Consider the following 23,067-nt stretch of genomic DNA (forward strand, 5'->3'; position numbering starts at 1 on the left):
CTTTCAGTCATACTGTTATTGATCAGTTGATTGATTAATTTATCAACCACTCCCCTCGCATAAAAAGGATTTTATGATGCATAACATCAGTTCTCACGGACAAGCGTTTTATAATCGCGTCAAAGATTTCATCGAAACAGAAATCGAACCTATTGAAGCCGACCTTATCAAAGCCAGCCACGAAGCAAACAATCATGGCGATTGGACTCAGTGGAAATGGCCTGAAGAATATTACAGGCTACGTCAAAAGGCCAAAGACGCCGGACTTTGGAATCTATTTTTACCCGATGATGAGCTTGGCGCAGGCTTATCTGTTACCGATTACGCCCCTATTGCAGAGCTAACCGGCCGTAGCTTAATTGCGCCAAATATCTTCAACTGTAATGCTCCTGACAGTGGCAATATGGAGCTGTTATGGCGCTTTGGTAGTACAGCGCAAAAAGAGCGTTTCTTAAAGCCTTTATTAGAGGGTAAAACTCGCTCTGTATTCTGTATGACCGAACCCAATGTTGCATCAAGTGATGCCACTAATATGGAAGCCACTGCCATCGTGGAGGGTGATGAGATTGTATTAAATGGCCGTAAATGGTGGTCATCTGGTTTGGGCGACCCTGACGTTGATTTCATTATCTTTATGGCACATACCCCTGATGAGACCAAAAGCCGCCATCAACAGCACTCTATGGTATTAGTGCCCATCAAAACCGAAGGCGTTAAAATTCAGCGTATGCTTCGAGTATTCGGTGATTACGATGCGCCGCATGGTCATGGCGAAGTACTATTTGAAAACGTACGCGTGCCGGTGAGCAACTTTATTGGTGGACCGGGTATGGGCTTTTTTATCGCACAAGGTCGCCTAGGTCCTGGACGTATTCACCACTGCATGCGCTGTATAGGCGCTGCTGAGAAAGCGCTAGAACTTGCTGTGCACCGTGCCATGGACCGTAGAGCCTTTGGCAAAAAGATTATGATGCTAGGCGGCAATATGGAACGCATCGCTGAAGCACGTATCAAAATTGACCAAGCCCGACTGCTAACACTCCATGCTGCCGAAAAAATTGATACACAAGGCGTGATGGAAGCATTAACCGAAATATCGGCTATTAAAGTGGTTGCGCCAAATGTGCTACAAGAAGTGGTCGATATGGCGATGCAAATTCATGGCGGTATGGGCGTGTGTCAGGATACGATATTGCCGGCCTTTTATGCTCAAGCACGCAGCTTGCGCCTAGCAGATGGCCCGGATGAAGTTCATAAAGGTATGATTGCCAAGTTAGAGCTTAAAAAGCACGGTTACTCAAAGCCTAAATCAAAATAAAGTATCTCGTATAGTCATAGGCAACTAAATGAGATACAAGGCAACCGAGTGCAAGTACTACTCTAGTAGGCTTAGTGAGGTTAACGCTGTAGCTCTTTAGTTTGGCTAAGACTATAACTCAATTAAACCCTTCCTATCTTCTTTAAATAGAAGGTAGGGAGTTTTAGAGATTAATGGTTTAACCCTGATATCCTGATTACCTATTTATTTAATTTTGCCTATAAAAAGGATTTTTATGAGCACCCCTCAACAGTCTAATCAAAATACTGCCAAAGACGCTGCTAATAATACGGTCATCGACAAACCAACAGCAGTGAGAGAAACCGAAAAATTAGATAGTGACGCTGTCACTGAATGGCTAAAGTCGCAAGATGTCGATGTCCAAGGGTCGGCTGAGGTTACTCAGTTCTCTGGTGGCGCCTCTAACTGGACCTACTGTCTGCACTATGACAATCGAGACTTAATTCTACGCCGCCCACCTACCGGCACCAAAGCCAAATCAGCGCATGACATGGTTCGTGAATTTAAAATCCAGCAAGCACTGACTAACGACTACCCTTATGTGCCTGAGATGATTGCCCTATGTACTGATGAGTCGGTCATTGGCTGCGACTTTTATGTCATGGAGCGTCTTATCGGCATTATCCCTCGTGCCAACTTACCTAAAGAATTAAAGTTAGATGAGTCCGAGGTTCGTACCCTGTGTACTAATGTGATAGATGCGCTGATTGAACTGCATCAAATCGACTATCAACATAACCCAGAGTTAAATGCGCTTGGTAAAGGCGAGGGCTATTGTGAGCGTCAAGTACTGGGTTGGGAGCGCCGTTATACCAAGGCAAAAACACCAAATGTGCCTAGCTTCTATCTTGTGCGCCAGTGGTTAAAGCGTAACCTACCTCAAGACAGCCATACCTGTGTGATTCACAATGATTGGCGTTTTGATAACGTGGTATTGGACCCTGAGAGCCCAACATCGGTCATTGGTGTGCTTGATTGGGAAATGGCGACTTTAGGCGACCCATTGATGGATTTAGGCGGCGCCCTTGCCTACTGGGTACAGCGCGATGACAATATTATTATGCGTCAATCACGTCGTCAACCAACCCATTTAAAAGGTATGATGACCCGCGATGAGGTAGTTGATTACTATTTAGACAAGACCGGCTTGACCACCGATAATTGGACCTTTTACGAAGTATTTGGTCTGTTCCGTTTGGCCGGTATCGCTCAGCAAATTTATTACCGTTATTACCACAAGCAAACGGATAACAAAGCCTTTAAGAATTTTTGGGTAATTACGCATGCCATTCACGCTCGTACGTTAAAGCTAATTGCGAAACATGAAGCAGCCAAGTTGGTAGATAGCAATAGACTGCCTGCACCGGTCGCGAATATAACTCAAAAAGTACTGGGCTTTAAATTCTTGAAATAGTCAGTGGTTAGAGGTGCTGTTGATTCTCTATACAGTCACTGAAACAACGCACTATCAGCGTACTGGTTATCATCAAACTATGGCAAAATAGGTCAACAATAACCTTTGGTGTCCGTAGAACTACCAGCTTTTACGGATACCAAGCTAGGCTGATTATCATTTGAATAAACACAATAGGACATTATGACAACCTTACTTTTTGCCAGACACGGACAAGCCTCATTTGGTCAAAAAAATTACGATAAGCTATCAGAACTGGGTACCAAGCAAGCGGCTTTACTGGGTACACAGTACGCACAAGCAGAGCGTCAAATTGATGCCATCATTACGGGCTCTTTGGTGCGTCAACAAGATTCTGCAGCGCATTTTTTGACAGCGTATCAGACGGGTAATGATTCAGAATTATCATTATCTACGCCAACAACCATTGAAGAGCTAAACGAATTTAATCATACCGATGTGTTTATTAAATATGATCCCAGTTTTGCAACCGAATTTGGGGTGATGACTGCCATTGCTGATGCGCCTGTTCCCAAACTGCGTTTGGCAGAGCTGTTTAATGAAGCGATGCTTCGTTGGCATTCAGGTAAGCATGATGCAGACTATATCGAAAGTTGGTCTGATTTTAATCAACGTGTACAGAATGCCCTGACTAAAATTAGCGACTACGCACAAAGCCAGCAGCTAGAGACGGTACTCATCTTTACCTCCGGTGGTGTGATTGCTGCGATAGTGGCAGGCCTGCTTGGTCAAGGTAGCCAAACTGCGTATCAAATTAACCGTAGATTAATTAATACCGGTGTTACCTCGGTCGTGCTAAAAGATAACAAGCCGCGATTATTATCATTAAACGAACACAGTCATTTATACCAAGCCGGTCAAAAGTTTATCACTTGGCACTAAGCTTAAACCATTAATACTAAACACTCTTAACGACTGAGTACTATTTCATCTTATAAGGATATTTATGAAGAGCTCATTATTTAGCAGCCTACAAAACAGCTTAAAGGGAGGTCTACAAACCAAAGTAGATGAAACCAAAAAGCTACTGCTTTCAAGCAAAGATTTAGACGACTTAACCAAGCGCAAAGTAGGTAAAAACAAAACCGTCCTCATCACCGGTGCCAGTTCGGGTATTGGCGCTGGTATGGCCAAAGGCTTTGCAAAACTGGGCTATAACTTAGCTATCTGTGCTCGCCGCACAGATCGACTAGAAGCCTTGAAAACGCAAATATTAGCCGATAGCCCAGACATTCGTGTTGAATTTAGAGCGCTCGATGTCTGCGATTATGATGCTGTCTTTAGCGTATTCAAAGACTTCCAGAGCACCTTTAATACCATTGACCGCGTTATTGTGAATGCAGGTGTTGGTGCTGGTCGCCGTGTGGGCACTGGTCGTTTTAACATCAATCGCAAAACAGCAGAAATCAACTTTATCTCTGCCTTAGCCCAATGCGAGGCAGCGATGGAGATATTCCGTGAGCAAAATCATGGTCACCTAGTTGCTATCTCAAGTATGTCAGCCATGCGCGGTCTACCCAAACACCTTACTGTTTACGCAGCCAGTAAAGCCGGTCTTGCCCATCTTGCTGAGGGTATTCGTGCGGAAATGATTGCGGATAATCTACCGATTAATGTGACCACTATTTATCCGGGCTATATTCGTACTGAGATTAATGAGGGCGCACCAAAGCTGCCGTTTGAAGTCGATGAGCAGACCGGTAGTAATGCACTGGTTGCGGCGATTGAATCAGGTGTTGATGAGGCCTGTGTGCCAGCTATGCCATGGTTATTTATTGGTAAAGCGATGAAGGTTTTACCGCTACATTTAGTCAATAAACTTGGCTAGTATCCGATTCACTATAAATAGCTTAATAGACAATAAAAAACCGTGCTTAATAGCACGGTTTTTTGTTATAAGTCACACAGTATAAGCCCATACTAAATAGGCCCATACTAACGTATAGAAGCTTGATACTCTTGTACTTGTGTACGCAGTTGTTGACGACGTTCCCGAGTCAGCACTTCGTTATTCTCATCTAATACCAGCAAATCAAATTCATTAGAAATAAGATTTACCACACTCATCATACTATCAAAGCCTTGAGTCGCTTTTGGATGTGGCAGTGATAAAAACAACACTAGACCTTGAAACTTAGAAGTTGGTAATAGGTTCAAATCAAACGGTGCAATACCCTCTTCGGTGATTCCCATCATACTAAACCATAAGATACCGTCACCATCTTTGGTCTCATAACGGTGGAACATATTCATAGCACCGTATTTTAAACCATACTGAGTGACCAAGGACAATACCGTTTTACCTAGGATTGCTTGCATTGGATCTTTAGGTACTAACGTAATGTTGATATTCTCTTGAGCATGGTTAAGCGGGCTGTTTTGATCTTGATCCGCCTCTGCCAATAGATGTCTATCAAGCATCGGGCTGTTTTCGCTAAATCCAGGCTCAGGCGCCGTTTCAATAATTGGCATTAAGCTTTCAGTCGCTGAAGCTAAATTTGAGAACAAATCATCTTCACTGTCATGCTCATCTAGTAAAGCAGTTGAATCTGTTTCAAATTGCGACTGCTCTGAGTTCTGCATTGCGACTGGCTGCTGCCATGACTCAGGGGCTGTTGATGCCGGCTGCTCAGCCGTATTACTGGCTGTATGTACTAAATCTGCAGGGTTTGCCTGCTCTAGAGGCGCATCATATGGCGCCTCTTCAATAACAGGTTTAAGATGGTCGCGGTCTGGGGTAATGGTGGTCTCACCCTCGATTGCCTCATCCAAATTGGTGTCTTTAACCAATTCACGCTCATGACGAGGAATAATAGGGATACCATTTTTATCGTAATGCACCGCCTTGTGCGCAGTGTTCTTTTTACGATTCAAAATTCCACGAATTATCATGTACAGACCGACCACCATAATGACAATAGCGATAATAATTAAAATATATTGTACGGTGGTCATGGCATGCGTGTCCTAAAATTAAGATAGAAAAAAACGCTATTAGTCTAGCACGCTTAACCGCGCTCGTCATCAGTCCGAAAGCGGTCTCAGCAACTTTTATACAAGCGGTTCATTTAAAAAAAGTATATTTACCACATTAATCGGCTACGCAGTTGGCTCTAAGTAACGCTCCGCTTCCTCTAAGCTCACACTAACTAAGGTTGAGATACCTGCTTGCGGCATGGTAATACCCTTGAGCTCATCGGCAATTTGCATCGCCAATTTGTTATGACTGATAAACACAAACTGTACATCATCAGCCAGATCAGCAATTAAGTTGGTAAATCTGGCGACGTTGGCATCATCAAGTGGTGCATCAACCTCATCCAGAACACAAAATGGCGCAGGATGTTGTTTGAAGATGGCAAATATTAGACTCAGTGCAGTGAGTGTTTTTTCACCACCTGATAATACCGCAAGGCGACTGTTTTTCTTACCCTTTGGCTGTGCCATCAGCTCAAGCCCAGCTCGCCACTGTTCACTTTTCTCAAGACCCTCTTGTTTAACCAAAGTAAGGCTTGCCTGCCCACCACCAAACACCTTGGTAAACAAACGGGTTAATGACTCATTGACAGAATCTAACGTGTCCAAGAACAGTGTTTTGGTTTTGCTATCGATAGAGGCAATGGCATCGGTTAATGTGTCCATACTGGCAGTAATATCATTAATTTGCTGCTCAAGCGGCAACAGTCTTTCGTCAACGGCAGCAAGCTCTGCTGCAGCGGCAAGGTTCACTGGGCCCATATTATCAAGCTTGGCAGTTAACCGGCTTTCTTCTGCTTGCAGCTTTTGTTGTTTGGTTTCTGATACGCAGCGCCCATACGTAATATAATCAGTCAACAATACCGAAGGGCTAACCTCAGCATTTAACACCTTTAACCGCTCACTGACCTCATGAATACGCTCATTAGCAATAGCGACCTGAGTCGCAGTTTGTGCCAATGTGTCCTGAATCTGCTGCAGCTCCGACGCCAAAACACCTCGTTTGGCTTGATAGTCATTGACCTCTGCTTGAAGCGTGATAATGACCGCTTGACGCTCATCGAGAGCCACTTGCAGCTCATAATGCTGAGTGCTCGCAGCTTTCAACTCAGTCTCTAACGCGGGCAGCTTGTCTTGAGCCTTTTCTTGCTCTTGTAGTAGCTTTTGATAATTACGCTCTAGCTGCTGCTTATCGGCATTAAACTGGGTCAATTGCTCACTACTGTGCTTCGCTGCAATCTGCGCTTGACCATATTGTAACTGCAATTGACGCAGTTTCTCATTGTCATCACGCTCTTGCTGGCTAATCTGTTGACGCTCTTGCTCAAGCTGCTGCTGCTCTGACTTAGCTGACTCTAAGTTTGGCATTAGCGTTTCTAAATACTGAGTGTCTTCGCTCATTTTCTGGGTTAATTGCGCTAATGCCTGCTCAATTTCTTGATGCTCTGTATCAAGCTCCTCTCGCTGTGCACCTAGCCGCTGCTGCTCACTGTCTTGTCGCTCTTGCTTGGCAGTTAACGTCACTCGCTGCTGCTGCAAATCATGACGCTTATGAGTTAAAGCAGACAGTTGTGCTGACAGCTCCTCCATCACCACTGACAATTGCTCGTGCTTACTGCTATCGGCTTTAATGGCTTTATTTAGCTGCTCAATTGCCTCTTCTATCTCGTTTAAGCTATTTTCTAGTTCTCCCAGACGCTGTTGCTGCTGTAAGCGTACGCTTAAAAAGGATTCATTTGGCGCACCTGCATTTAACTTGCTTAAATGAACAGCGCCGATATGACTAATAAACCATTCAGACTGGGTCAAGATAACCGCATGTTTAGGCAACAGCTCTAACAAGTTGGCTATTTTATTAGGTGTTGAATCAGTCTCTGTATTATTTTCTGAGTCTGATTGCTCAACATACAAATATGCCTGCTGCCAAATTATCAATTTGGGTGCAGCTATCAGTTCTGATAACGCAATAAGATTGGGTGGCAGGTTCTCTTGATTATTCTCTGAAGTTAAACCCGTTTTGTTTTCAAAAAATACGCTATTAGGTTTCGATGTCGCCTCTTTAGCAGCAGACTGATTTAATGACTCATCAGACAATAGGTTTTGTAACAAGCTAGCACACTCATTATCTTGCGCACTTGCATCAGCATTAGCTACTGGTAACACTCGAGTATCTAGCCAAAATGCTAACCATTTATCTAAGCTGTCTGCATATTGCTCACCTGTCTTGGTCAGCTTGATTTGTTCATGCAGTGGCGACAGTTTCTCTAATACCTTTGGTATCGACGCTTTACTATCAGCCGTTACAGATTCTTTAGATGCAGTAGGCTGTTCTGTTTTTGCCTGCTTTTTGGGATGTACGATGGCATGTAGTGTGTCGTATTCTGCCATCAAACTGGCATGCTGCTTCTCTAATTGAGCCAGTTGCTTCTGCTGCTCACCCAGTGACTGTTTTAACTGATTAAAGACCGGCTGCTCTGTTTCTAACTGCTCCTCAATCGAGTCTTGCTGCTTATCCAAGCCTTTAAGCTCGGCATTAATATGGGCAATTTCATTGGCTAGCGAGCGGCCCTTATCCTGCTGCTGGTGTGATGAGTCTCCCTGCGTAATCGTTGAGGCTATGCCCCACTTGGTGGCTTCTTGCCGCCACAGCTTGTCTTTATTCTGCCACTTTGATAAGTCCAATGTCAGACGTGATTGAGACTGTTTGTCTAATGCCAGTCGCTGCTCAGCTTCACGCTTATCTGCTTCAATCTTAGCGACTTTGGTATTGATTGCTTCCCAAGCCGATTGCAGTGGTGCATATTTCGCCTGTGTTTGCTGCTGCTTTGTTTGTAGAGCTTCAAGCTCTGGGCTTAGACGTGCTAGAGTCTCATTTTGAGCTTGATTATCCTGCTCAGTGGTTGTAATACTGGCTTGTATTTTTTTTTGCCTATCTTGATTACCTTGCAGCCTGCCATCAAGCTGACTCAGTGTTGATTGTAGCTCTTTCAGACGATGCTCGACTTGCTGACGCTGCATGTCCTGTCCATGCAACTTATCGCGCGCTTCATCCTTGAGCCACTGCTCTTCTGCTAGCTGTGCGCTGACTTTCGCCAGTTTTTGCTTCAGTTTAGTATCCTCTGCTTGCTGTACCTCAAGCGTTTTGGTTAATCGCTCTTGCTCTGCCTTGTGCTGCATTTGAGCAGCTTTGGCTTGATATAATTGATAGGTTGCTAGCTGCTCTTTGACGGCTTCAAGCGACTCTTTGGCCTGCTGATATTCATTAGCACTTTCTGCCTGCTTGGCTAATTTTTGTTTCTGCTTAGTCAGCTCTGACTCAATATCTGTTAACCGCTCAAGATTCTCACGAGTTTTTAACAGCTTTTTCTGCGTCTCTTCACGGCGCGCCTGATAGCGTGACACGCCTGCTGCCTCTTCAATAAACTCACGCAGCTGTAGCGGACTTGAGTCAACAATACGTCCAATCATACCCTGCTGAATCACCGAATAACTACGCGGACCAAGACCTGTCCCCAAAAATACATCGACCACATCACGTCGACGGCAGCGCGTACCGTTGATAAAATAGTCTGACTTACCTTCTGCATTAATTTGACGACGTACCGACAGCTCATGATATAAATTTAACTCATGACGGATACCGGTCTGCTCATCTTGAGTATGCTCAAATACCAGCTCCACACTGGCCAAGCTTTTGGCCGCTTTGCTTTGCGTCCCTGCAAAAATCACATCGCTCATCGCACCGCCGCGCAGCTGCTTAGCAGAGGATTCACCAAGCACCCAACGGATGGCATCAATCACATTGGATTTACCACAACCGTTTGGTCCCACAATAGCGGTGATGCCATGGCGGAAGGTAAAGGTGGTTGGATTCGCAAAAGATTTAAATCCGGATAATTTAAGAGATTTTAGACGCATGAAGGCCGCACAATTAGGTTAGAAGTCGAATGATGAGTACGCTTAATAAGGGCGGCTATTTTACCGTAAATCCCAGTAGTTTTCAGGTTTTAGCAGCGATTAAGCTCAGATTAGATTAAATTCTTATTATAGAATGACTAATTATCAAAATAGGTACGTAAAATAGTAAAATAATGGATGGACACCTAACCAATAATTAGATTACTAAACATAAATAACAACACAACTATGAAAGGATATTCCATGACTAATCCAAGCAATAGCAAAGACGACCCACAAGCCTTGCAGCAAAAATATGAGCGTTGGTATAACCTGTATCAAAAGCAGCTAGAAGCACAAGCACAGTGGCTTGAGGCCGAAGTATTACGGGCGGAACTGCAAGCTTATTATCTCGATGGGCAATGGATGACTGACCGAGAAGCCGACTTACCAATTGAGTATTCAGGCGAGGCGCATTCTATCTTTAGTGAAGACGCCTTGTGGAACATGTTAACCGAGCAAGACGAGCTTGCCCGCAAGTGGATACGACTGGGCATTGATGCATTAGACAAGCGCTAATCTGTCATATCAAATGTAGGTCTGCTAAACCACACCCATGCCTTGTAGTCCTGACCAAAGCAGTTGACCACCGGCGAACACCAGTAGTATGCCAAAAGCACGTTTTAATGTAGCGGCCGGCAACTGATGTGCCAATTTTGCCCCTAATTTGGCAGTAATAAAACTGGCGATTGAAATACAAATAAAACCAATGATATGTACAAACCCAATCGCCCCCTCAGGCAAATTGGCCACGTCTTGACCAAACCAAGCAAACCCTGCCGCCCCTGCCAGTGCAATCGGTAGTCCGCATGCCGCGGAGGTACCGACTGCCTGACGCATCGACAAGCCAGCCCATGTCAAAAAAGGCACGGTCAAACTACCACCGCCAATACCAAATATAGAGGACGCCATACCAATGCCTGAGCCGGCACCGATTTGTACCGGCGCAGAAGGTAGCGGTTTGCCTAACTGCTCTTTGTTTGATAAAAACAGCATCTTAAACGCAACCAATAATGCCGCAACACCAATCAACGCCTGTAGCATTAAACCATTGATTTGATCAGCTACGGCTGCACCAAGCAAGCTACCCACTACCAGACCAATGGCCATATTTTTCCAAATATCCCAACGCACGCCGCCGCGCTTATGATGCGCAGTTAAAGAGCTAATAGAGGTAACAACAATGGTTGCCAGAGAGGTGCCGACTGCCAAATGCGCGATTATCTCAGAAGAGAAGCCATAGGCTGTAAAAATCCAAACCAAGGCTGGCACGATAATCATACCGCCGCCAATACCGAACAGCCCCGCGCATAAGCCAGCAAATGCACCTGCTACTACAAACCAAACAATCATCATGCCATTTACTCTATCCACTGATATTAGACTGTCAGTATAGCAAAAGCGGTCGCTAAATCGATTGCCACTGCATCATAATGACTGTGTTAATATTACCTCTCTTTTAAATCGTTACTTCCGTCATTTAAGTCAATTTCATACAGGCTTTGCAAATGCAGCGTCCGTTTCAACAAAATACCAATAACAACCTAACTCACCATCATGTTGCCGTTAGCGCCTCGACCAATAGCGAGCTGCTGCACTGGTTAGAGAGTGGTCGTATTAGTAAAATGCGTCCTTATATGCTGACAGCCGGTATGCAGACTGCAGGACGTGGGCAACACAAAAGGACTTGGCAATCGCCCATTGGTAATATTTATCTATCGCTGTATCATCCGCTGGCCGCCCCTTTATCGGGATTATTATCGTTGGTTGTCGGCTATCATTTAACTCGTCTGCCTATTATCCAAAACCTAAACAGAATACGTCACCAAGTAGGCTTGCCTATGATTGGGGTCAAATGGGCTAATGATATTGGGTTTTATAATCGTGATGCTAAAAACAATCTGCCAAAGCAAGAAAAAAGCCTAGAGTCAGATAGTCAAGATAAAGAAGATAGCTTGGTTTTTAACAAGCTTGCAGGAATACTCATTGAGCCGGTCACTTCTGGAAAGCGTATTACTGGCGTGGTGGTCGGAGTGGGTATTAATATTAAAGCGGCACCCCTATTAAGCGAGATGACCAAAGAAGGAATGGATTATCATGCAGTGAGTCTCAATCAACTCATCACCGATACTCATACTGCTGTACAAAGTCAGGACAATAAACAAATAACGACCCTATCAGCTTTAGCAAATTCACCGCGTGTAGAGGACTTATATCTGCCAGTTAGTGCCACAATTTTGCGGGCGATTCAGCAATTCATATCTTTTGCGGACTCTCCTTATGCAGTGAATAAATTTATCAGCGAATACAATACGGTCAGCGTATTAGCAGGTCGTGATATTCAAGTATTACAACATGGCAGTGACACTAAGTCAGATAAATTAGACGCAGACACAAATGCGCCAACCGTTGCCCTGCAGCAGAATGTACAACAAGGTAAAGTACTGGGAATTAATGCAGATGGTAGTCTTAAGTTGGCTCAAGGTTCAATCGAGAATGAGCGACAAGCACTCAATATTTATACCGGAAACATTCGGGTCACGGCTATTAGATAATGGATGGTTAGATAATCGACGGTCAAATAAATAGACAGCTAAATAATAAATAAGCATACAAATTAGCAGACTAATCTTAATCTGTTGCTTTGTAATACCATTCAATCTCACGATCAAAGCCTATTTTTAATAAGCTGGCGATGACACGTCCGGTTAATCCCCACACCACCTCGTTATCAATCACCCAACTTGGCGTTCTGATATTAATGCTCTTACCCTCCATCTCATAGGCAAGAATATAATCTGTGGTCGGCGCAGAAATAAGCGTTTCAAAGTCTGCCCAAAATATACGTGCAATCTCGCCAAGCTCAGGCACATAAGTAATCGGCGGCTTCACCAATGCCACGATAGGACGCACACTTAAACCAAACTTTGAGGTCTGAATAGGCAATTGCCCAATAATATGCACCTCATTAGGCGGCAAAGCCGTCTCTTCACAGGCCTCACGCAGCGCTGTAACTATATTATTACCATCATCCTCATCATGCTTACCACCGGCAAAAGAAACCTCGCCAGCATGGCTATTTAAATGCGCCGCACGGCGGGTTAATAGCAGCTTCGGCTTCGCTTCATTAGTAATCACTACCAGCACCGATGCATCTGCGACAGGCGTGGTGAGCAGCATATTAAGCAGCGCTTGTGTCTTGCCAATATCCCCTGGTTGATAGTCATTTTCGGCCTGATTATACTCATTAGCATTCTGCTGCTTTGCTTTTTGCAAAATATCAGCCTGCAGCCGCTGCGCTAGCTGCTTTAATAGCGGCTGTTCAATATAATCTGGCAGCAGTACCGATAATTCTTCAAAGCGAGGTGACTGCACATTTGGATTCTGCGGTAAGAAAAATGAGGAGGCATTAGAACGTTTCATAGCGGACTATCATCGATTGTTTAGGGCGTTGTGTTAGCCTAACGCATTCTTATTAAGTATGCTATCGTGATGACTGGCTCGGCTTAGTCATTGTGTAACCCAAGCTCTCTGACAGTAATAAAGATGTAGGATAGGACCAACAATAACCTAGCCAATCAGCGCATACGCCTGAGAAGATTGATAATATAATATCTTATGTGATTTGAGTAGACGCTGTACACAGAGTCAACACACAATCAGACATGCTAATATCAATAACCAATTCAAGGAATCCCTTATGGCATATTGTTTACAATGTGGGCACGAAGCAGAGCATAAAATACCAGAGGGCGATCACAATCCGCGGCTTGTCTGCCCAAACTGTGATTACATCCATTATGAAAATCCTAAAGTTATTTGCGGTGCGTTAGTAGTGCATGAGCAAAAGGTTCTATTATGCCGCCGCGCCATTGAGCCAAGATACGGCTACTGGACATTGCCTGCAGGTTTTATGGAAATCGGTGAAACGATTGCAGAAGGCGCCGCTCGCGAAACCATGGAAGAGGCCGATGCCGTTGCCATCAATCCACATCTGTACTGCATCTATGACATTCCTGCCATTGGTCAAATTTACACCTTGTATCTAACCGACTTGCAAGAGGGTAAATATGGTGTAGGACCTGAAAGCTTAGAGTGTGCTTTGTTTGAAGAAAAAGACATTCCTTGGGATGACATCGCATTTGAGGCTGTAAAACGCACCTTGACGCATTACTTTAAAGACCGTCAAAGCATCGATGCCCATGATAGTTTTCCGCTGCATCAAGAAACCATATCTAAAGATAAAAGCATCAAGCGTTACTAGCCAGCCATTGAGTTTGACTTAGATAAATATAATATAGCCAAATCCTTAAATGCTCTATTAAAAACAAACCCACGCTTTATACCAAGGCAATAAACTTATGACCTTTTTTGTATTAAAAAACAGCTTTAAGAAGAAAAGGTCATCTGCCTTAGCAAAATTAGCCATTATCACTCATTTTTCCAGTCTTAGCCTCATACTAACTTGGGTTGGTCTTAGCGGCAGTCACGCCATGACCGTGTATAAAACGGTGGGCGATTTTGGTGAGGTCAAGTATTCGCAGTTTGCGCCCGAATCTGACACGAAGGTCGATATCATGGAGGTCAATACTTACCATGCCTCACCGCAAGCCAAACCTGTAAAGGTAGCACAAAATAACAGTCTCCCTATAACAACAAAAGCGACTGATATCACTAGAACGACCAGCCAAAACGCTCACATTGACCAGAAAAAGCAGCACAAACAACAAGAGCGCTTAAGACAATGCAATGACTTACGCACCAGTTTAGGTGAATTGCAATCAGGGCAGCCTATCTATGAGCCTAATAGTAAGGGCGGCGGTCGTCATATCGATCAAGGCGAAATAGAATTAAAAAAAGAGAATATCGAGCTTGTACTGACTCAATACTGTCGCTGATATTCTCTTAGAATGACGCAGATTCCATCCCTATCGCTTTGATTAATTATTTGCAGTTAATTGCTGCAGCACCTTACCTACCGCTTTTGGCATATCACTGGCTTGCAATGCCCATACACCGACTTCTTTCTGCAATATATCACCGGCCAAAGCATGCACCATCACCACCTGTCGTAACTGTCTGACATTATTCGGTAATGCAGATTGCGCCAATAATCCCAATGCCAATCCAGAAAGAACATCGCCCATTCCGGCTGTCGCCATACCAGGATTACCTGCTGCACAGACATAACAGCCCTTTTGTTCCTTAACAATCGAGCCTGCACCTTTCAACAACCAACTCCCATGATATTGCGCTGACAACTCTTCAATGGCAGCCATTCTGTCAGCTTCCACCTCTGATGCGGTAATACCTAATAACCGTGCTGCCTCTCCGCTGTGCGGCGTATACCAAACGTCATGCTTATCTGCATGCTGTACCAACTGCTGCTTTAAATCGGTATCTTGCTTGGCAACAGTGGCTAAATGATACAGACCATCGGCATCAATAATCAGATTCACACCGGCGGCTATCGCTGCCTGAAGATATTGCTGAAAGAGCGTCAAACTCGCCTCATCACGCCCCAAGCCCATACCAATGGCTACCGTATCACATTGCTCAATCATCTGTTTCACGCCATCAACATCATGCAAATCAATACTCATTGCATTAGGCAGACTGGTGATTAAACTTGGATGAAACATCTCATGACAAGCGACGGTCTGCTTACCTAGCCCAGTCGCCATCGCTGTACTGGCTGCTAGAATAGCCGCACCGCCCATGCCTTGTGAGCTATCAACCCGATTACCGCCAATAATGAGCGCATTGCCGTAACTGCCTTTATGCGAATTACTATCACGCTGCGGCATCGACTTAGCTGTCTGCTGTAGCCAAGCTTTTGGCAACTGCGATAACACACTTGGTATCAGAGGCATATCTATCACTTGCCCGCTATAATCACTGCCATCTTTGATATGCAGCCCAATTTTACGTCCTACCAAACACAGCGTCACATCTGCCCTAATCGCACAGTCATCGAAGACTTGCCCTGTACTTGTTACAAGTCCACTAGGCACATCGACACTGGCTACCGTCAACGCATCACCGCGCTGTCGTTTGATACTGTTGATGGTATCAATCGCTTGTTTATAGTCTCCCTTTGGCGCTCTATCTAGCCCAATACCAAACAAGGCATCGACGAATAAATCAGCGTTCAAATAATCCAAATGACTATCAACCTCTGTAAGGCTGAGTACTTGGATATCTTGATTCTGTGCATCTCTTTTAGCAGATTGAGCATCTTGAGTGTTACTCTGCCCCACTTCGACCACAGTGACCTTAGCACCGAGTTGGCTTAAATAACTGGAGACTAGCCAACCATCACCGCCGTTATTACCACTACCTACCCACACCCAAGCCTTTAACGACCCTGCCAAATCACACTGACGCTGCAGCCAATGCGCCATTTGCCATGCTGCTTGCTGCATTAGTCCATAACTAGGATTGGACTGCGCAAACCAGTGCTTTTCAATCTCATACACTTGTTCTGGGGTATACAAAGGTATGTTTGCTATATGGGCGTTGATAGGTGATTGCTGTGTCATTTTTTATCCTCATGAATAAAGTGGCCGGCTATTATTTTATATTTAACACGTTATAGCTTATCATAGCGGCTTATTTGGTCTTAAAGCTGTTCTGATTATGTCTGCTCCTTCCACTCCGCCGCGCTCCAATACTTTGGAGATAAACACCTTTCATGATGCCCAAGATGTGAAGGCATGGATACGTCAGCAGGCGCAGCAGCTTGGCTTTGCAGACTGCGGCTTTATCAATGTTAATAACCCTGTATTTGAAGCCCAAATGCAAGGCTTACGTGATTGGCTTGCCAAAGGCTATCATGGGCAGCTGACCTTTATGGAAAACAACCACGACAAACGCGCCAATCCTGCGCTATTGGTTGAAGGCTCGCGCACTATCCTCTCTGTGCGTATGGATTATCTAGAAGCAACACCTAAGCCGCGGTCAATTGAGGATAATCTGCGTCCCAATCATGCCATTATCGCGCGCTATGCCCGAGGTCGTGATTATCACAAGACCATGCGCTCTCGCCTCAAAAAACTGGCACAACAAATACAGAGCATGCTACCGCAGTGGCAACACCTTGACATAGCTGCTGACACGCCTTTCGTCTTTCGCCCCTTTAGTGATTCTGCACCCATCTTTGAGCGTCCGCTTGCAGATGCAGCAGGACTCGGTTGGACCGGTAAGCACACCTTGCTGATTAACCGGCAGTCTGGCTCTTTTTTCGTATTAGGCGAGTTATTCCTGAGCCTCGAGTTACCTGAAGATGCTCCGGTGAGTGCACACTGTGGTAGCTGTAGTGCCTGTATTGATATCTGCCCGACACAGGCAATTATTGCGCCCCATAAGCTTAATGCCAACGCCTGTATCTCTTATCTGACCATTGAGCATGACGGCCCTATTGATGAGAAATACCGTAGACCCATGGGTAATAGAGTGTTTGGCTGCGATGACTGTCAGCTCATCTGCCCTTGGAACCGTTATGCAAAAGTCAGCCCAATTGATGATTTTCATGCCCGCCATCAGCTAGATGAAAGCTTGTTAACGGACTTATGGCAGTGGACAGAAGCTGAGTTTCTAGAGCGTACTCAAGGCAGTCCTATTCGCCGTACCGGTTATGTCAATTTCCTGCGTAACCTCTCTATTGGTATCGGCAATGCGCTTTATTCTGAACACAATATCCAACTCTTAAAGCAGCGTTTGGGTGAGCACAATGACATGCTTGATGAACACATCAACTGGGCAATTAATGAGCAGCTTACCAAACAATAGAAGTGATAATAACAGATGATTTTTCAATTAATCTTCAAAACCTAGTCTGCCAAATAAAACACCGAATCTAAAAAAGGGACACACCCCATTGGTATGTCCCTTTTTTTATTATTCTGCTAGATTCTGCTCATGCATTGCTATCAATTTGGTACCTACTATTTTTAGTCGGTACAAATAACAATACCTGATAGCATTAAAGCTTAATTATGGCTTTGGAATACGCAGTACTTGACCAGGATAGATTTTATCTGGACTAGTTAGCATAGGCTTGTTTGCTTCAAAGATTTTATTGTATTCATTGGCTGAACCATAAACTTCTTGAGCAATTTTAGATAACGAGTCACCTGATTTTACAGTGTACATAGTTGATTCAGGCGCATCTTGCTTGATATCGATATTATCGATAACTTTAGCAACGTTTTGAACATTACCAATTGCAATAATCGCTTTTTCACGGTCCGCTTGAGTTTCAGCATGACCACTGATTTCAGCTGTATCTGTTGTACCGTTATATTTCACTTTCAAGTTAGTGATATTTAGGTTTTGTCTTTGGATACGCTGTAATAATAAGTTAGCTACTGATTGCGCTGATGGCTCAGTAGAAGCTGGTGCAGCATTCGCATCCGCGTGTGATTCTGTTTCTTTTTTAGCATCATCGCGATTAAAAATCTTATCGCCCATATCCTTTGCAAAGCTAAAAATCCCCATGTCTTACTCCTATCATAAATTATTGTTCAAACGGTTAGCTGGTTAATTATTGTATACACCGATCATCGCGTTTTTATTCATATAATAGTATTTATATAACATCAATCTAACAATGATCAGTGGCGTTATCTCAGCAGTCAATTTTAAATGCTTAACTCAAAATAAAGCATTCAGCTAACAGGGTGTATCATTACACTGAACAAATTATACGCATTACCACGTAAATTTATTACACTCGCTATGTAGTTAAATGTTAAATTTTATTACTTTAATAGCTAGATGAATCTCTACTATCAAACACTGTCTTATCATTAACCATAAAAAAGCCACAACGAATACGTTATGGCTGATGTTTTCACAAGTAGATCAATAGCCAAGGCTACCTAATTAAATTTATACACTTACTTATAGGTATAAATTACAGCTTAGCTTTGATGTAATCCACTGCTTTTTGAACCGTGGTTAACTCATTTGAATCTTCGTCAGGAATAGTGATATCAAAATCATTTTCAAACGTCATCACTAATTCTACTAAGTCTAAAGAGTCTGCACCTAAGTCATTGATAAAAGAAGACTCATTGTTAATGTCTTCAACATCTACGTCTAATTGTTCAGCAACGGCTGATTTTACTTTTAACTCGATATCTTCGCTCATAGAAATCTCCATCCTTAATGTTCTTAGTTTATAAAGGTATATCGTTTATCTTACCGAATACACTCGCTCAATTCTAACTGACTTAACTGATAATTGGGCAGCAAAATACATAACTTTTAGTTATCACCGCCCGTTTATTGCTAACTTACTATAAATCTGACAATTATCAATGCTAGTACTTAATTAAACTTTAGGTTAATTATTATTCATAGGATTCGCTAATAAGCAGACTACATATACATGCCGCCGTTAACAGGAATAACAGCACCGGTGACATAACTGGCTTGATCACTGGCCAAATAAGAGACCGCAGCGGCCACATCTTCTGGCTGACCCAAGCGTCCCACTGGTACCGCATCTAACATAGAGTTTAGTAGGCGCTCATCAAGCTCATCAGTCATATCTGTTTCAATAAGACCGGGTGCTACACAGTTAATCGTCACTTGGCGTGACCCAATTTCACGCGCTAATGTACGGCTAAAGCCTTCAACCCCTGCTTTGGTCGCCGCATAGTTTGCCTGACCGGCATTACCCATTTGCGCCACCACTGAGGTGATATTGATAATACGGCCTTTTCGCGCTTTCATCATACCGCGAATGGCACGCTTACTCATACGATAAATCGAGGTTAAGTTGGTATCAACTACTTGATCCCAATCCTCATCTTTCATACGCATCAGCAGACCGTCTTGCGAGATACCAGCATTATTCACCAGCACTTGCACGCTACCATAAACACTTTCAATCTCTTCAAACAGCTTATTAATCTGCTCTTGATTGGTAACATCTAACGCACGGCCAATACCACCAGCATCATGTAAATAATCATCAATCAGCTGAGCACCTTCGGCAGTTGTGGCGGTACCAATTACAAAATGGCCTTCTTTTGCAAACTGCTTTGCAATGGCCTTACCGATACCTCGACTTGCGCCTGTGACCAATGTAATCGTACGACTCATGACTGTTCCTCAAGTAGCTTTTCAACCAGCTTATCAATACGTGCTGGCTTATCCGTTGGATACGCTGGAATCGGGGTTTCTTGACGCTTCGCCAAGTTACTTAATACCGTGCCAGCACCACATTCAATAATCAAGTTAATGTGCTTATCAGCAAATTTCTGCATGGTTTGTGTCCATAGCACAGGGTGACTTAGCTGCTCGGTAAGTGCTTTTTTAATCGCTATGACAGTTTTCTCTTCAGTGGCATAGCGGTTTTGAATCACAGGCACAGACGGCAGATCAAACTCAATACTCGCCAAGCGCTCTGCTAACGCATCACTTGCTGGCTCCATTAACGCACAGTGTGAAGGTACGCTCACCTTTAGCGGTAGCATACGCTTACCCATACATTGAATGTGTTGGCTTAATATTTCAATGCCTTTTGCGTTACCAGCAACCACTATCTGACCTGGACTATTAAAATTAGCGGCACTAACAATGGCATCTTCATTGTTGCTCTCTACTTGCTCACAGACGCTAATAACTTGGCTGTTCTCTAAGCCAAGCACTGCTGCCATCTTGGTATCTAGGCCCTCTACCGCTTGCTGCATAAATTGACCACGTGCGTGTACCAATTTTACCGCATCGGCAAGACTAATAGCACCAGCTGCACATAATGCACTGTATTCGCCAAGAGAATGGCCGGCAAAAAACAGCGGCTCAATATCAATCTCTGCATGTGACTGCAATATACGCCATACGGCAATACTGGCAGCTAATAACGCGGGCTGAGTATTCTCAGTGCTCGCTAAAGCTTCCTCATCTTGGCAGACTGCCCAAAGATCAAATCCTAATGCTTCGCTGGCTTCTGAGAACGTTTGCTCAACGATGGGATATGCCTCGCTAAGCTCATTAAGCATACCAACGGTTTGTGACCCTTGGCCTGGAAACACAATGGCAATGCGGCGTGGCATATCAGGTTGTGTTTGTTTTTTAACTGAGTGAGACGATTTTAACGACATTATTAGCCTTCTTATGCCTTGAGATATCTAAAGATAACCATAAAAAAAGAGCCAAGCGCCACTAATGAAATAAGATCATTAGTAAAGCTTAGCTCTATATTACACTGCAATCATTATAAATGATTGTAGATTAGTCTTCTTGGCTCGCTTTGAACAATTGGCGACCACGGTAGAAACCATCTTTAGTCATATGATGACGACGATGTTTTTCACCAGTAGTGGCATCAATGCTTAGCTCAGCAACTTCCATATGGTGGTGTGAACGACGCATATCACGGCGTGAGCGGCTTTTACGACTTTTTTGAACAGCCATGGGTCTTGCTCCTATTCTAAAATATGCTGTAGAGGTAAACGCTTATGTTTGTTAACAAACCTTAAAACGCTAACTTAGCAAAAATGAGTTCTCTATTGACCTCAATAAGAGCAACTCTTATTAAAAATCAAATAGGTTTAAAATCTGGGAATAATAAACGAGGGATTATACTCGCTTTATCACATAAAATAAAGGGGGTATTCATCTACTCAGTCAGGACATAGAGTAATGACTGTTATTAATCATCAATATCCTGACCAAAGCTACCTTAAAAGCTAATATCCGGTGTTAAATCAATCTAATTATAGCTTACCCTTTAACGCCTCTAAAGCGGCGAACGGATTCTCATTCTCCTCTTCAATAATCTCGCCGACTTGCTCTACCGCCATTTCACAATCATCATGCTTGGCAGATAAAGGAATATCAAGTAACAGCTCATCTTCGACCAACTTCTTGAGCGGCAACATCCGATCGCCTTTTTTATTCTCTGGCTGCTCTTCTAGTAGCTCTTCTAATAATAAATAATCATCAGAATCATCAACTAGACTCTCTTGCTCTTCACGTTGCAATAAGACCAACTGCGCTTGATGGCCCACATCAATGGCCAGTGGCTGTAGACAGCGCTGACAGTTGACCCAAACATCGCCTGAGAATTCCATAATCAAGGTCAATAACTGGCCTTGTTTAGTGAGCTCGCATTTTAGCTCAATTGGAGCATCTTGGTAAGCCTCTGGCACAACACTAACCAGTCTTTGCATAATGCGCGGTGTAATCGTACCTGACCATACGTAGCCGGCATCTTCCCACTTCTCTAAATTAACCAGTTCCGGTAAATGTTTGGCACTTTTTTCAGTGTTGTTCGTCGCCGCCGGTGATGACATTTCAGCCTTTTGAGTATATTTATTCATAGTTTTCTCTTTATTTAAACCTGTATTTTTTGAACGTATGTCTTATGTTGGTATTGTAAGCGATAAAGGCAAGCATAGTCATATCAGTATCTTAATTACTAGGATTGCTTTTAATAAGGCCATATCATGGCATCTTTACTACCAACAATATATAAATGGGCCATTCCTTGCTAGAATAGCGCGTTTATCAGCCTAACTGGTCTGTTTATATCCATTTACTTATCTGTTATTAGAATCACTATGCCAACACCTGATTTTTCTCAATTGCCGATTCGTAAGCTTGTCGCAGAGCTTGAACATAAGCCATTCTTTATTCAGTTTAATTATACAGTGGCTAACAACTCTGTCTTAGAAAGCGAAGATTCAAGCTGGGTGCATCTGAAACAACAATGGCAATACTTGCATCATTCTAATGCCACCGAGCAACTCTCTAGTGAGCAATTAGAAGCTCAAGAAGTTGACTGGCTTATTACTGTCTTTAACAAAACCTTTGCCTACCATAATGTCCTTCTTGCTCGCGGTGAACATGAACCAGAATACTTCCCTGCGCATGAGCAGCAGCCTGCTCGTATTGAATTTGCACATGGGTTTTTCCAAAGTGCCTTACATGAAATCAGCCACTGGAGCATCGCAGGTAGTCATCGCCGTACGTTGCCTGACTTTGGCTACTGGTATGCCCCTGACGGACGCACAGAAGCGCAGCAAAGTGCTTTTGAGCGGGTAGAAATCAAACCACAAGCAATTGAGTGCCTATTTACCTTAATGTGTCATAAGCGCTTTAGAGTCTCACAAGATAACTTAAATGCCGACTTTGATACCAGTCACAGCACCTTTGCTAATGACGTGTTTAATCAGGCCACAGACTATATCCAAAATCCTAACGCATTACCCAAAGACGCACAAACCCTACTGACCATACTCACCGCTTTATGTCATGATAATATGAACACATAACATAAGGTCAAACACACTGCACATGAATGAGGCTTATGATTCCCATAACCAATAAAATCACTTGTGCGGCT

Annotated in this window: 21 protein-coding genes; 10 read left to right on the forward strand and 11 right to left on the reverse strand. The window is 43.7% G+C overall.

Translation table 11 applies throughout. The annotated features are described in order from the left end of the window. The first annotated feature begins 76 nt into the window (after positions 1-76). From AC2SLM_RS07105 to AC2SLM_RS07120, 4 genes are all read left to right on the forward strand, one after another. Positions 77-1,318, forward strand: coding sequence for an acyl-CoA dehydrogenase family protein (locus AC2SLM_RS07105; RefSeq protein WP_486552934.1), 1,242 nt, complete (start codon positions 77-79; stop codon positions 1,316-1,318). 235 nt (positions 1,319-1,553) lie between these two features. Next, on the forward strand, positions 1,554-2,753 hold the full coding sequence (locus tag AC2SLM_RS07110; protein WP_486552885.1) for a phosphotransferase family protein: 1,200 nt from the start codon (positions 1,554-1,556) through the stop codon (positions 2,751-2,753). 183 nt (positions 2,754-2,936) lie between these two features. Then, a complete protein-coding gene (locus tag AC2SLM_RS07115; RefSeq protein ID WP_486552887.1) occupies positions 2,937-3,656 on the forward strand; it encodes a histidine phosphatase family protein in 720 nt (239 codons plus the stop codon). Between the two features lie 64 nt (positions 3,657-3,720). Next, positions 3,721-4,602 (forward strand): SDR family oxidoreductase, encoded by an 882-nt coding sequence (locus AC2SLM_RS07120; protein ID WP_486552888.1) that lies wholly within the window; start codon positions 3,721-3,723, stop codon positions 4,600-4,602. A 107-nt stretch (positions 4,603-4,709) separates the two neighbouring features. Here AC2SLM_RS07120 and AC2SLM_RS07125 read toward each other — a convergent pair whose 3' ends face one another. Both AC2SLM_RS07125 and AC2SLM_RS07130 read right to left on the reverse strand, forming a co-directional pair. Further along, positions 4,710-5,729 (reverse strand): cell division protein ZipA C-terminal FtsZ-binding domain-containing protein, encoded by a 1,020-nt coding sequence (locus tag AC2SLM_RS07125; RefSeq protein ID WP_486552890.1) that lies wholly within the window; start codon positions 5,727-5,729, stop codon positions 4,710-4,712. 144 nt (positions 5,730-5,873) lie between these two features. Beyond that, positions 5,874-9,668: an AAA family ATPase gene (locus AC2SLM_RS07130; RefSeq protein WP_486552892.1), complete on the reverse strand. Its 3,795-nt coding sequence runs from the start codon at positions 9,666-9,668 to the stop codon at positions 5,874-5,876. 243 nt (positions 9,669-9,911) lie between these two features. Here AC2SLM_RS07130 and AC2SLM_RS07135 point away from each other — a divergent pair, with 243 nt between their 5' ends. Beyond that, positions 9,912-10,226, forward strand: a complete 315-nt coding sequence (locus AC2SLM_RS07135) for a DUF4298 domain-containing protein (RefSeq protein WP_486541868.1) — start codon at positions 9,912-9,914, stop codon at positions 10,224-10,226. Between the two features lie 24 nt (positions 10,227-10,250). On the opposite strand, the gene AC2SLM_RS07140 is transcribed toward AC2SLM_RS07135, so the two are convergent. Continuing rightward, a complete protein-coding gene (locus AC2SLM_RS07140; RefSeq protein WP_486552894.1) occupies positions 10,251-11,063 on the reverse strand; it encodes a sulfite exporter TauE/SafE family protein in 813 nt (270 codons plus the stop codon). A 152-nt stretch (positions 11,064-11,215) separates the two neighbouring features. Between AC2SLM_RS07140 and AC2SLM_RS07145 the strand changes: the two genes are divergently transcribed. Then, on the forward strand, positions 11,216-12,262 hold the full coding sequence (locus tag AC2SLM_RS07145) for a biotin--[acetyl-CoA-carboxylase] ligase (protein ID WP_486552895.1): 1,047 nt from the start codon (positions 11,216-11,218) through the stop codon (positions 12,260-12,262). A gap of 76 nt (positions 12,263-12,338) precedes the next feature. Here AC2SLM_RS07145 and AC2SLM_RS07150 read toward each other — a convergent pair whose 3' ends face one another. After that, positions 12,339-13,130 (reverse strand): NUDIX hydrolase, encoded by a 792-nt coding sequence (locus tag AC2SLM_RS07150; protein ID WP_486552897.1) that lies wholly within the window; start codon positions 13,128-13,130, stop codon positions 12,339-12,341. A 277-nt stretch (positions 13,131-13,407) separates the two neighbouring features. On the opposite strand from AC2SLM_RS07150, the gene AC2SLM_RS07155 reads away from it, so the two are divergent. Then, positions 13,408-13,971 (forward strand): NUDIX hydrolase, encoded by a 564-nt coding sequence (locus AC2SLM_RS07155; protein WP_486552898.1) that lies wholly within the window; start codon positions 13,408-13,410, stop codon positions 13,969-13,971. 97 nt (positions 13,972-14,068) lie between these two features. After that, on the forward strand, positions 14,069-14,605 hold the full coding sequence (locus AC2SLM_RS07160) for a hypothetical protein (protein ID WP_486552900.1): 537 nt from the start codon (positions 14,069-14,071) through the stop codon (positions 14,603-14,605). Between the two features lie 42 nt (positions 14,606-14,647). Here the strand turns inward: AC2SLM_RS07160 and AC2SLM_RS07165 are convergent, their stop codons facing one another. Further along, on the reverse strand, positions 14,648-16,249 hold the full coding sequence (locus AC2SLM_RS07165; RefSeq protein WP_486552902.1) for an NAD(P)H-hydrate dehydratase: 1,602 nt from the start codon (positions 16,247-16,249) through the stop codon (positions 14,648-14,650). A 97-nt stretch (positions 16,250-16,346) separates the two neighbouring features. Between AC2SLM_RS07165 and queG the strand changes: the two genes are divergently transcribed. Then, positions 16,347-17,498 carry a tRNA epoxyqueuosine(34) reductase QueG gene (gene queG, locus AC2SLM_RS07170; RefSeq protein ID WP_486552903.1) on the forward strand — a complete coding sequence of 384 codons (1,152 nt, stop codon included), beginning with the start codon at positions 16,347-16,349 and terminating at the stop codon, positions 17,496-17,498. Positions 17,499-17,702: 204 nt separating this feature from the next. On the opposite strand, the gene lysM is transcribed toward queG, so the two are convergent. From lysM to AC2SLM_RS07200, 6 genes are all read right to left on the reverse strand, one after another. Beyond that, positions 17,703-18,206, reverse strand: a complete 504-nt coding sequence (gene lysM, locus AC2SLM_RS07175) for a peptidoglycan-binding protein LysM (RefSeq protein ID WP_486541852.1) — start codon at positions 18,204-18,206, stop codon at positions 17,703-17,705. A gap of 418 nt (positions 18,207-18,624) precedes the next feature. Then, complete coding sequence (acpP, locus tag AC2SLM_RS07180; RefSeq protein ID WP_486541850.1) at positions 18,625-18,861, reverse strand: acyl carrier protein; 237 nt, start codon at positions 18,859-18,861, stop codon at positions 18,625-18,627. Between the two features lie 230 nt (positions 18,862-19,091). Further along, positions 19,092-19,820, reverse strand: a complete 729-nt coding sequence (fabG, locus tag AC2SLM_RS07185) for a 3-oxoacyl-ACP reductase FabG (protein ID WP_486541848.1) — start codon at positions 19,818-19,820, stop codon at positions 19,092-19,094. Further along, positions 19,817-20,821, reverse strand: coding sequence for an ACP S-malonyltransferase (fabD, locus tag AC2SLM_RS07190; protein ID WP_486552905.1), 1,005 nt, complete (start codon positions 20,819-20,821; stop codon positions 19,817-19,819). The genes fabG and fabD overlap by 4 nt, the downstream gene beginning before the upstream one ends. A gap of 130 nt (positions 20,822-20,951) precedes the next feature. Then, positions 20,952-21,134, reverse strand: coding sequence for a 50S ribosomal protein L32 (gene rpmF, locus AC2SLM_RS07195; RefSeq protein WP_011959737.1), 183 nt, complete (start codon positions 21,132-21,134; stop codon positions 20,952-20,954). A 302-nt stretch (positions 21,135-21,436) separates the two neighbouring features. Continuing rightward, the gene (locus AC2SLM_RS07200; RefSeq protein WP_486552907.1) at positions 21,437-22,042 is read right to left on the reverse strand and encodes a YceD family protein; all 606 of its coding nucleotides are present in this window, start codon (positions 22,040-22,042) and stop codon (positions 21,437-21,439) included. A gap of 240 nt (positions 22,043-22,282) precedes the next feature. On the opposite strand from AC2SLM_RS07200, the gene AC2SLM_RS07205 reads away from it, so the two are divergent. Beyond that, on the forward strand, positions 22,283-22,996 hold the full coding sequence (locus AC2SLM_RS07205; RefSeq protein WP_486552908.1) for an elongation factor P hydroxylase: 714 nt from the start codon (positions 22,283-22,285) through the stop codon (positions 22,994-22,996). Positions 22,997-23,067: the final 71 nt, after the last annotated feature.

The sequence above is a fragment of the Psychrobacter sp. CX16 genome, assembly GCF_057396245.1.